Genomic DNA, 11,910 nt, shown 5'->3' with positions numbered 1-11,910 from the left:
TTTTTCATTCTTTACCAAGATAATATCACTGATATGATCTTTGGTCATTTAAAAGTATCATATTTTTCTCTATTAATTATAAGTTCTTCTTCATATAACACTTCTTATGGTTTTCTGAACAATTATCTAATATATAAGCATGTTATTGATAATAGAAATTACAAGTGTTAAAATTTAATAGAAACAAATTTAAATAAAGTTCTAATAGATGTAACTATTATAGTATATTATTGAGCATTTATTCTAAATTATATTAAGGAGTGACGTTAATGGAGAAGATAGCAAGTTTTACAATTAATCACCTAGAATTACTTCCTGGTGTATATGTCTCAAGACAAGATAAGTTTGGTGATACAGTTCTTACGACTTTTGATATTAGAATGACTAGACCAAACTTTGAGCCAACTATGAATACAGCAGAAATGCATGCAATTGAGCACTTAGCTGCTACATTCTTAAGAAATCATAAAGATTATGCAGATAAAACAGTTTATTTTGGACCAATGGGATGTAGGACAGGCTTTTATTTGATTTTACATGGTGATTATAAATCTAAAGATATAGTTCCTCTACTTACAGAACTATATAAATTTATGGCTGAATTTGAAGGAGATATTCCTGGTGCTTCTGCTAAAGATTGTGGAAACTATTTAGATATGAATTTACCAATGGCAAAATATTTGGCAAATAAATTTCTTAACGATATCTTATTAAATATAACCGAGAAAAATTTAGTTTATCCTAATTAATGAAATTATGATAAACTTATATGATATAAAAAATAGGATGCTTTTATGGGCATCCTATTTTTTCTTTCCTTAATAGATATATACTTCTAGAATCTCTTAACCGATGTTTATCTAATAGATATTTTTCATTTATATAATTTATAACATTTTATAGATAAACCAACTAAGACCTGAACTTATGCATATAACTCGCCGAAATGAATAACATACTTTTGTTCCAGTTTCTAGTTGGGATATATTTCATAGTATAAATCTAACTTATAATTGGCTTATCTATATAGACAAACAATTTAAGAATTCGATTTATTAGATTAACATATTTACAAAGTCGCTAAAAATTTAATTTCATAAGTTGTTCCATTTTTGCTTGTCACGAGCTTGTCTCGGGAGCATGCTGAAATGATGCAACTTATTATGTTAGAAAGCCTCAACTTATTCTTAGTAACCGAAACAACAGAGTACCTGTCCTTTCGGTAAGTTATTGCATAAGTCTAAGTTTTGTTTTGGATATCTCTAGTTCTTATATGTGCGTATTACATTTTAGAAATTGCAAAACTATATTCTAAATCTTTACTTGAATCGATACGGAATTCAGGTAATACTGGTGCTCCCCAGCTGTCATCTCCGCCAACACCCATTTGTTTACCTATTATATTCACATGAGTAAAATTAACAGATGGTAATTCTTCTATATGAAGTGCGTTTTCTAATTCCATGTTGCTGTATGGTAAAACACTAAATTCAAATGGAACTTTATCATAAGTAAATTTAAGCCCTTCATTCTTATGATTTTTAACTACTACCCATCTAGTTCCTGTCCTGTTACCACATTCTTGTGGTACTAAATACCTTGATAGATTTTCTATTGGTGTACTTTCATATATTCCAAGTTTTGCCCCTTCACATCTGTCTATATAGTTTTCTTCCGGCCCCATTCCATACCAGCTAAATGAATTAAATTCGGCTAATAATTTAAAATTCATTCCTAGTACAGGCAGTTCAGGTAATCCGCTAACTCCTTTATACTTAACATTTACTTTAATTATTCCTTCTCCAGATACTTCATAAGTTATCTTAACATTAGTAGATGGCACTGTTGATAATTGATAATTATAATATAATGTAATCTTCTCATCAAATTCCTCAACTGAAAAATCCACATACTTCTGCCCCATAGTAGCAGCCAGCCATTGACCGCATCTAAATTCATGTTTATTTCCCCTATCATTATCTGTTGTTGCTCTCCAATAGAAAGTTTTTGGCGTTCTTGTTATAAACTCCTTGTTATTATATCTCAAGGATACAATTCCTCCTTCTTGTTTAGAGAATATAACCTTGAAATCTTTTCCGTGAACCCCTATGTTTACATCTCCATGAATGATCTTCATTTCAGACTCTGAATTATGATTATTCATATCTGATTTTTCTTTAATAACCTTTTGTCCAAATGCTACTTCATATCCTTTTTCTGCCCAAAGTGTATCTTGTACTAATCTTAATGAGGTTGTAAGTACAATTTCTTCAAGAAAATTATACTTTTCTATTGGAAGTTCTATATATTTTTCTTCTCCTGGAGCTACACATACATTTAGATAACCATCTCTTACTAGTTTTCCATCTCTTTCAACGATATAGTATAAATCATATTTATCAGTGTTAACAAAAAGATTTTGATTCTTAATAGTCACCCCTTTTGCATCTGGTTCTAATTTTACGTTTTGATATAGGTACTTAACTTCCTGTGCTTTAGGTGATATAGTTCTATCTGCATAAATCAAACCATTTCCAGAGAAATTATAATCTGTTGGACGATCTGTAAAGTCTCCTCCATAAGCTAGAACTTCTTTTCCATCTGGAAGTTTTCTATATAAAGCTTGATCGCCATAATCCCAAATAACTCCACCTTGATACATCAAATATTTATCTTCAAGTTCTGTATATTTCATCATTCCACCAGTTGAGTTACCCATTGAGTGCATGTATTCGCAGCTGATATAAGGTTTCTTTGGATTATCATTAAGATACTCTTCTATTTCTGCTGCCTTTGCATACATTCTACTTTCCATGTCACTCGTGTCATCAAATTCTCTACATCTAGTTACCCCTTCATAGTGCACTAAACGTGAAGGATCTTTTTTTCTAAAGTATTCAGACATTTGATAAATATCTTCACCCGCATAAGATTCATTACCACATGACCAAATAAGGACAGATGGATGATTTTTATCTCTTTCAACCATTGATGATGCTCGATCTAAAACTGCTGCCTGCCACTGTGGAAGACTTCCTGGCACATTCCAAGTAGGATCGCAAGTGCCTATCTTTTGCCATGAACCATGGCTTTCTAAATTTGTTTCATCTATTAAATAAATCCCGTATTCATCGCAAAGCTTGTACCATAAACTTTGATTTGGATAGTGTGATGTTCTAACAGCATTAATATTATGTTGTTTCAAGAACTTAATATCCCATAGCATATCCTCTTTCGTAATTGAGCGTCCACGCCTTGCGCTAAATTCGTGACGGTTTACACCTTTAAAGATAATACGCTTTCCATTCAGACACATAATTTTATCCTTCATTTCAAAGTGCCTAAACCCTATCTTTTGAGTTACAACCTCAACTAAAGTACCATTTTTTTTCTTTACTAAAATATAAAGTGTGTATAAGTTAGGCTCTTCTGCACTCCATAAGCTTATATTTTGCGCATCTAAATATAAAGTCAACTGATCAGAAAACGGAACTTTTTCAGATATAGCTATTTTATTTCCTTTTTTATCTTCTAAATATGTTTCAACTGTTGTTTCTGAATTTCCAATCATTTTAAGTTCAGCATTTAACTTCGCATTTTTGAAATCATCATATAAATCTGTTTTTATAAATATATCATTTACATGAGTTTCTGGAACTGCATATAAGTATACATCTCTAAAGATGCCTGAAAATCTCCAAAAATCTTGATCTTCTATCCAACTTGCGCTACTCCTTTTATAAACTTCAACTGCAAGTTTATTTTCTCCCTCTCTTAAATAGTCAGTAATATCAAATTCTGATGGTGTAAATGTATCTTCGCTATATCCTACAAATTCTCCATTTACCCATACATAAAATGCTGTTTCAACACCTTGAAAGGAAATAAAAGTCTGCTTATTTTTAAGTTCATCTTTAACTTCAAAAAATGTTACATAGCTTCCCACCGGATTATATGTTTTTGAAATATGAGGTGGTCTTAATTCATCATGACCTTCCCAAGGATACATAGTATTGATATATTGACATTTATCATATCCTTGAATCTGAATATGACCTGGAACTTCAATATAATCAAATCCATTTATATCAAACTCATCCTTATAAAACTCTTTAATTCTTAATGATGGATTTTCACTATATGAAAATCTCCATTTTCCATTTAAATTTTGCTTAAGAGGCATGGCGTCTTCTAATTTAACATCCTCAACTTTTTCATAAAACCAATGATCGGAATGAGCATCTATTCTATTAACTCTAAATATTTCTGGATCTTCTAGCCAATCTAATGACGGTTTATTATTAATCATACTCTTACCTCACTTTCACCTTGTAGAGTTATTGCTTTTTTAAATTAAAGTTGTTAATCGTATTAACTAAATGTAACTCTTTTATAAAGTCACATTTAATTAATACTTAAACATATATGAGAATAAAAAAAATTATGGGCTAATATTATTAGGACACCTTACTTCGTAACCAATTACATTACCTCTTTAATTTATCCTATCTTCTGAAGTTAGATTTATGCTATTAACTAAATTTATAGTTTCATTTTATTATCTTTTTAGTAAAAAATCAATTATATTTTACTAAACTTTACTAAAATAATTTATCACTTAATTGAAAACCTTTAATTTATAAGATATAATCAGTATTAAACAATATTTATCTATCTTGTGGTAATTTTAGAATAGAGGTGCTAACTATTGAACGAATATAGTAAAATTTTAGTTGTTGATGATGAATTTATTATGCGACAAGGCATAACTCATATGATTGATTGGGAAAAAGAAGGCTTCCAAATTATAGGACAGGCTTCTAATGGTCAAGAAGCTCTCGAAATGATAAAAAAGGATATTCCTGACATTATAATTTCTGATATTGTAATGCCTCAAATAAATGGAATTGAATTAGCTAAATTTGTACAGGACAAATACCCTAAGATAAGAATTATCATCTTAAGTAGTTATAGCGATTTTGAATATGTTAAATCATCTTTTCAAAATGGTGCTGTTGATTATATTTTAAAACCTTCTCTAAATCCTTCTGAGTTATTAAGTACTCTAAAAAAGATTTCAATTAAAATGAAAAGAAATACTTTAGAAGGAAACTCTTTAAGTCTCACCAATAGCGCCTTAAATCGACTTATATCTGGCTTTGACAATGATCCTGACTTTAACTATTTTAATACGATATTTACTTTTCAATCATTTTGCTTATTTGGTTTAAACGCAAAGAAAATATATGATAATTATAGCAAACGCCTTGAAATTATTGATTTTACAATTTCAGAAATCGGCAAGGAATTTTCTTTAGAAGGTTTAAATGCAAATTATAATATACAAGTCGCTAATATTAAAAACGAAATCATAGTTGTAATTATAAATTTTGATGATAAAAGTTATAATTCTCTATTTAGTAAGCTAGAAAATATTTCAGAAATAGTTTCAAATAGTTTTAAAGAAGCATTTTTTGTATTAAGCAACTTCTTCTATTCTAGTAGAAATATTAAGGATATATACGAAAAGGAATTCCTAGTGTTAACTCAACAATATTTTTACAACAAAAATGTTTCTTTAATGTGCTCTTCCAACTTCAAAACACCATCGCCAATAGAAAAATTTAATTTTAAGCGTTTTTCAGAATCAATTTCTATAATGCAATTTCAGAATGCATTCGAAATGCTAACAATATACGTTACAAATGCTATTGATCAAAGATCTCTTACAGAATTTGAATTAAAAACATTGATTCAAAATTCTTTTTATAATGTGATTACTTCTTTAGAATATTTAAATTTTGATTTAAATAAGCTAAATTCATTAAAGCAAGAGTGCTTTCATGACATAGATAACACTAAATATTCAGAAGACTTACTTGTGGCCTATAACTCTCTCTTAAATCGCTTTAAACAAATAATAGACACATATGAAAATAAAATAAATTCACATATGATTAATAAAATTATTCAATACATTCATGATCATTACGACGAGCAACTTACTTTAACTAATGTATCTAAGCTATTTAATTTTAATTATTCATACTTATCAACCTACTTTAGTTCCCATAACGAAGAGGGGTTTAATGAATTTCTTAATAAAATTAGAATACAAAAAGCTTGTGATTTTTTAAAACAGGACATTCCTATCTCAGATATAAGCGGAATGGTTGGCTACTCAGATCAAAGTTACTTTTGTAAGGTTTTCAAGAAATTTATCGGACTCACTCCTAGCGCTTTTAGAAAAAAAGGATATTAATACTAGTAACAAACGAAAGGACTTTTCATTATGCTAAAATTATCAAAATCAATACATTCTACGAGCCTGTTTTTTAGAGTTGCTTCAGTTGTTCTTATAAGCGTTATTTTAGTATCTATTTCAATAGGAATTATTACAATTAAAATTTCAAAGGATATACTTGCTGATACTTTCAGCAAATCAAATTATAAAGTTTTAACACAAATTAGCAATGAACTCAGTACATTTAATGATAATACAATTAACATTATGAATGCGATTGATTATATCCCTGATTTTCAGCGATACTTATCAGAAAAGGAGCTTACTCCACAGCAAAATTATCGAACTTTATACAATATGTTTACAGGCTTCCATAAAATGATCCCTGATAAAGATCTTTATGATATTACTGTACTAGCTGTAGGCGTTAATGGGAATACCTATGTAGCAAGCGATTATGACCATCTTATCCTTGATACTAATGAAGTTTTAAATAGCAGCTTTACTAAAAAAGCATTAGATAATAAGAATACTGTTCTATATCAATACTTAGATCATGGTTTTACAAAACTCACAAAAAACTCTAGTACAATTGTAGCTATAAAGGTTCTGTGTGATAAACTTACAAGAGAACCCTATGGATTTGTATATGTACTTATTAGTGAGCATACATTCCATAAATATTATGATTATTTTGTAGGTAATGGTAATAGTATTTCTATCATATCAAGTGATGGTACTATTGTTTCTTCTAGCCTTTCTTCAAAAATAGGAACGAAAAATTTAGATTTATATAATATATCAAGTGTCATTTTAAATAATAACCTCAAATACGTTAACACTAAATTAGATTCTTCTGATGTAGCAATATTATCAAAACATTTACCAACTTATAATTTTAATATAGTTGGCACGATTGATAAAAATATAGTATTAAGTGAAATATATGATTCTTCTGAAATTATAGCAGTAAGTATCTTAATTGCATCAATATTCATTGCTATTACTTTCTTCGTAATACGAAGAACCACAAAACCAATTTCAGCTCTTGTTAAAGTTATGCCTAAAATAATTCATGGTGATTTCAATAATCATATTCCCGTTGTCGGAAGCTATGAAGTTCGCGAACTATCAACTAACTTTAACTATATGTTAGATGGATTAAATAATTATGTCCATGCCCAAATAAAAATGCAGAAAGAAAAGAGAAAAGCCGAAATACATGCTTTACAGATGCAAATTAATCCACACTTTATTTACAATACTTTAGCTTCAATCAAATGGCTTATGTGGCAAGGAAGCACAGAAAAATCTATACAAACTATAGATGCATTTATATCACTTCTTAGAAATACTATTAGTAATAAAAATGAAATGATAACAATACAAGAAGAAATCGAAAATTTAAATAATTATGTTTTAATTAATCATATACGATATGGAGATAATATTAATGTAAATTTTTTCGTAATTCCAAATTGCGAAAACTATGTAATTCCAAAATTAATTTTACAACCTTTCATTGAAAATGCATTTTTTCATGGCTTTAATGAAAGAAATAATGGATCTATACATGTGTTTGTAAATGAACAAAATCAGAATCTAATTTGTGAAATCATAGATAATGGCGTCGGAATGACAGATGAAGAAGTACAAAAGATTCTTAGAGAATCTTCTAAAAAACACGAACATTTTACAAGTATTGGAATTCAAAATGTTAATGATAGAATTAAACTTCTATATGGCGATGATTATGGTATTTCAATTAGCAGCGAATTAGGTAAAGGGACTACTGTAAGAGTAACAATTCCTGCTCAAAAGGAATTTGTAGAGAATTAACTATGTGGGAAAAATCTGTATATCAGAAATGATAGCTATGCACTTATAAAAAGAGTATCTATGCTGCAATAGTGAACTATTATGAATATAAGAACATTTTTTGCAAGCAAATATATTTTCTTCTTAATTCTCTTTATGATCCATAACTTTCTGAGTCAGTCTTTTCCATAACTTATATCCTCAATGGGCACAACATCCACAGATTTAACTTGAATATAAATTACTTAAGAATAAAAATTTAAAAACTATAATATGTTGTATATAAGTTCTAAATGATATAATTCACTCCTTATAGTATTATTTGTTTTGAATCACCTAATAGTTTAAGGTAATCTCTGATGAATTAAAATTTCTAGAATATATATTAAGTTTCAAATGCAGCATATTATAGTTTTCTATAAATAAAACATATTTTATAATTATTAACTTTTCTTCTTTAATTCATTATAGAAAAATTGACTCATAGGAACTTCTACTTGACATTTTAAAGCTAATTCAATTAACTTTCCAGAAAAGACCTCTAATTCATTTTGTCTTCCTGCTTCAATATCTCTTTTTAATGAACTTGTTGATTCTCCAGCTTGGTTATGCATTAAGTGATAAAAGTGCTCTTCTTCTAAATCATCAGAAATATTAATTTTTAATTTACGAGCTACGGCACAAGATTCCTTTAGTAATATTTTAATTTGCTTGACTGCTTCATCATTTTTTATAATTTCTGCTGTTGTTGCGTTATAATAAGCAGTTATTACGTTATATGCACAATTTAATATATATTTTCTCCAAATTGCAGCTTCTATATCTTTTTCTATTTTACAAATAATTTCAGCTTCTTGTAATATTTTTTGAATTCTAATTAATACATTCTCTACTTCATCATTGTTTTCCAAGCCATACCCTATATGTATCTTACAATAAGAACTTGCATGATGTATTGAAAAATCTTTTTCTGCCCCAGAAACTACATATATTAAACTATCGACAACTTGGCCATCATTTATAAATTTTCTTACTTTTTCAGATACTCCAACTCCATTCATTAATGGAATTATTACAGTATTTTCATTAATCATTGGTTTTATTTGTTTACATACTTCTTCTAAAGAAAAATTTTTAACACATATAAAAATATAATCCATTATTCCAATTTCATCAGCGCTATCGCTTGCTAATTTAGGATGTACGTTTAATTCTCCATGAAGATTACTGTATAATTTCAAACCATTATTTTTTATTGATTCTAATCTTTTTCCTCTTGCTAAAAAATAAACATTAGAAAAATGCTTTGCAAACATACAGCCAATATATCCTCCAACTCCACCTAACCCTACAACACAAATTTTACTATTATCCATAAATAACTTATCCTTTCACCTTTTATTATTTATTCAAAATACTTTATCTAATTTATACCTATTTAGTTTATTTATAGTATATCATTAAATTAATACATTGTTAATTTTCATTCTTTCTCCTCACTTATAAATAAGATAAAATCACTACAAACCTTTAATTTATAGTGATTTTATCTTAATTGGGGGTAATATATTAATTTTTTAACATATATATCGAAATTTAATTTCTACATTCTATCCTTAACTAAACACTTGTCTTACTAGAATTTTAAATGTGAATTTATTATTGCAACATATATACATAAAGAATTTTTCTCATTCTAATAATTAATTACAATTAATTTGCTTTAGTATTTTTAGACCATACTTACCTAATATGATCTTTCCACTGATTTCTTCTCCAGAAAGCATATCAAAATATATTTCTTCTCCTAAATCCACCTTTTTTTCTTCTTCAGTGAAATTCATAATGAAAGTATACTTATTATTTTTATTGGAACGCATTTGAGCTGTAACACCTTGTGGCAATTTTCCCTCTATAACACTCTTAATATTTAAATCCTTAAAAAGCTTTGAATAAAAATCATTGTTAAAATCTGCTCCCGTTCTTGCTGAAATATAATATGCTCTTCCATCTCCATAGTTATTAACTGTTAACGCAGGCATATCCGCATAAAAATCTTCTTTATATACTCCAAGAACTTCTGCAGTTTCTACATGGATTAAGTCACAGTAATCTTTTACTTCATATTGGCTCTTTAATTCTTTAATTTTATCATTTTTAAATTCTATATAATTCACTTCATTATCATATAGTGAATCTATTTCTTCTGACCAAATTCCAGTTACTTCTCGAAGTGGTCCTGGAAATCCTCCTAAGAAGCAAAGATCATTTTCATCCACCATTCCGCTAAAATAAGTAGTTACAAAAGTTCCGCCTGTCTTTACAAATTCATTAATTCTTTCTGCAACATTTGGTCTTATCATATATAGCATTGGTGCTATTACAAGTTTATAATCTGATATATCACAATCCATATTAATAATATCTACTGAAATTCCATTTTCCCAAAATACTTTATAAGCTGCTTGACAGCTTTCTTCATAGCCCTTTCTATATTTTTTTAATCCCTGTGCATCATCGATAGCCCATAAGTTTTCAACATCAAATATTATGGCCACTTCTGATTCTTTAATTGACCCTTGGATTTCTTTAATCTTTTTTAAGACTTCTCCAACTTCTGTAACTTCTCTAAATACTCTTGTATTCTCATGGCCACAGTGATCTACAACAGCACCATGGAATTTTTCCGAAGCTCCTCTTCCTTTTCTCCATTGGAAATACAGAACAGAATCTGCTCCATGAGCCACACCTTGCATTGATGATAATAAATGCATTCCAGGGCGCTTTAATTTATTAGTATCATGCCAATTTACTAGACTCGGAGTACTTTCCATTATTAAAAACGGATGTCCACCTTTTAACGACCTATATATATCATGCACAAAACTAACATTAGCTGCAAGATCTTCAGTACTTTCAAAATCGTTATGCCATGCAGGATAGTTATCCCATGTAACTACATCCACTTCTTTTGCAAACTTCCAATAATCTAAACCTGTGAACAAGCCCATACGTGGATAATTACCCATGAAATTAGCTGTTACAGGTATGTTAGGTGTTATTTCTCTTATGGGGGCAATTTCATTTTTATAAAAATCTATTGTCTGATCTGTAACGAACCGCTTCCAATCTAAATTATGTCCATGAACAAACATCTCACCCTTTTCAGACGGACTTTCGATTTGTGACCAACTGTTAAATCTATGACTCCAGAAACCAGTCCACCAAGCCTCATTTAATTTATCTAAATTATTATCGTACTTTCTTTTAAGCCATTCTCTAAAAGCATCTTGGCAGAGATCACAGTGACATTCTCCTCCATATTCGTTAGAAACATGCCACATAATAAGCGCTGGATGATCTTTATATCTCTCAGCAAGAATTTTATTTATTTCATATGTTCTTTTTCTATAAACAGGTGAAGTAAAGCAATGATTGTGTCTCTGACCATGAAGATTTTTACTTCTATCGCTATTTACTCTTAAGACCTCTGGATATTTTTCTGACATCCATGCAGGTCTTGCACCACTTGGCGTCGATAAAATTACATGAATATTGTTTTCTTCCATATCATTCATAATTTTATCTAACCAATCAAATGTATATTTCCCTTCTTCCGGCTCTATTGAACTCCAGCCAAATATGTTTATTGATACACAATTGCAATTTGCAAGTTTCATAAGCCTCACATCTTCTTTTAATACTTCGGGATAATTTAGCCATTGATCTGGATTATAGTCACCACCATGCAAAAATCCATTTATTTTACTACTAAGTACAGGAAATTCCTTCTTCACAAGCTACCCTCCAATATTTTATAAAACTCTTATTTTTTCAGATTCTAATTA

General features: G+C 29.0%; 6 protein-coding genes. 3 read left to right on the top strand and 3 right to left on the bottom strand.

The window, feature by feature from the left end; all coding sequences use genetic code 11:
- Window positions 1-269 precede the first annotated feature (269 nt).
- Entirely contained in the window at window positions 270-749 is a 480-nt protein-coding gene (locus KEC93_RS06850) for an S-ribosylhomocysteine lyase (RefSeq protein WP_026889258.1), read from the top strand.
- Between the two features lie 533 nt (window positions 750-1,282).
- Here the strand turns inward: KEC93_RS06850 and lacZ are convergent.
- Window positions 1,283-4,309 carry a beta-galactosidase, LacZ type gene (gene lacZ, locus KEC93_RS06845; RefSeq protein ID WP_077868686.1) on the bottom strand — a complete coding sequence of 1,009 codons (3,027 nt, stop codon included), beginning with the start codon at window positions 4,307-4,309 and terminating at the stop codon, window positions 1,283-1,285.
- Between the two features lie 399 nt (window positions 4,310-4,708).
- Here lacZ and KEC93_RS06840 point away from each other — a divergent pair, with 399 nt between their 5' ends.
- Complete coding sequence (locus KEC93_RS06840; RefSeq protein ID WP_077868687.1) at window positions 4,709-6,262, top strand: response regulator transcription factor; 1,554 nt, start codon at window positions 4,709-4,711, stop codon at window positions 6,260-6,262.
- A gap of 30 nt (window positions 6,263-6,292) precedes the next feature.
- Window positions 6,293-8,083, top strand: a complete 1,791-nt coding sequence (locus KEC93_RS06835) for a sensor histidine kinase (protein WP_077868688.1) — start codon at window positions 6,293-6,295, stop codon at window positions 8,081-8,083.
- A gap of 422 nt (window positions 8,084-8,505) precedes the next feature.
- Here the strand turns inward: KEC93_RS06835 and KEC93_RS06830 are convergent, their stop codons facing one another.
- A complete protein-coding gene (locus tag KEC93_RS06830; RefSeq protein ID WP_077868689.1) occupies window positions 8,506-9,438 on the bottom strand; it encodes a ketopantoate reductase family protein in 933 nt (310 codons plus the stop codon).
- 327 nt (window positions 9,439-9,765) lie between these two features.
- Window positions 9,766-11,859: a beta-galactosidase gene (locus KEC93_RS06825; protein ID WP_077868690.1), complete on the bottom strand. Its 2,094-nt coding sequence runs from the start codon at window positions 11,857-11,859 to the stop codon at window positions 9,766-9,768.
- Window positions 11,860-11,910 lie beyond the last annotated feature (51 nt).

Origin of the sequence: Clostridium beijerinckii (assembly GCF_018223745.1) — a bacterium.
In the GTDB taxonomy this organism is placed as follows: domain Bacteria; phylum Bacillota; class Clostridia; order Clostridiales; family Clostridiaceae; genus Clostridium; species Clostridium beijerinckii.
This window is presented reverse-complemented; position numbering and strand designations above follow the sequence as displayed.

What these genes read in the sequence shown, in the direction of transcription:
- KEC93_RS06835 (WP_077868688.1), top strand. Translation starts at nt 6,293, where the DNA reads ATGCTAAAATTATCAAAATCAATACATTCTACGAGCCTGTTTTTTAGA.
- KEC93_RS06830 (WP_077868689.1), bottom strand. Translation starts at nt 9,438, where the DNA reads ATGGATAATAGTAAAATTTGTGTTGTAGGGTTAGGTGGAGTTGGAGGA.
- KEC93_RS06850 (WP_026889258.1), top strand. Translation starts at nt 270, where the DNA reads ATGGAGAAGATAGCAAGTTTTACAATTAATCACCTAGAATTACTTCCT.
- lacZ (WP_077868686.1), bottom strand. Translation starts at nt 4,309, where the DNA reads ATGATTAATAATAAACCGTCATTAGATTGGCTAGAAGATCCAGAAATA.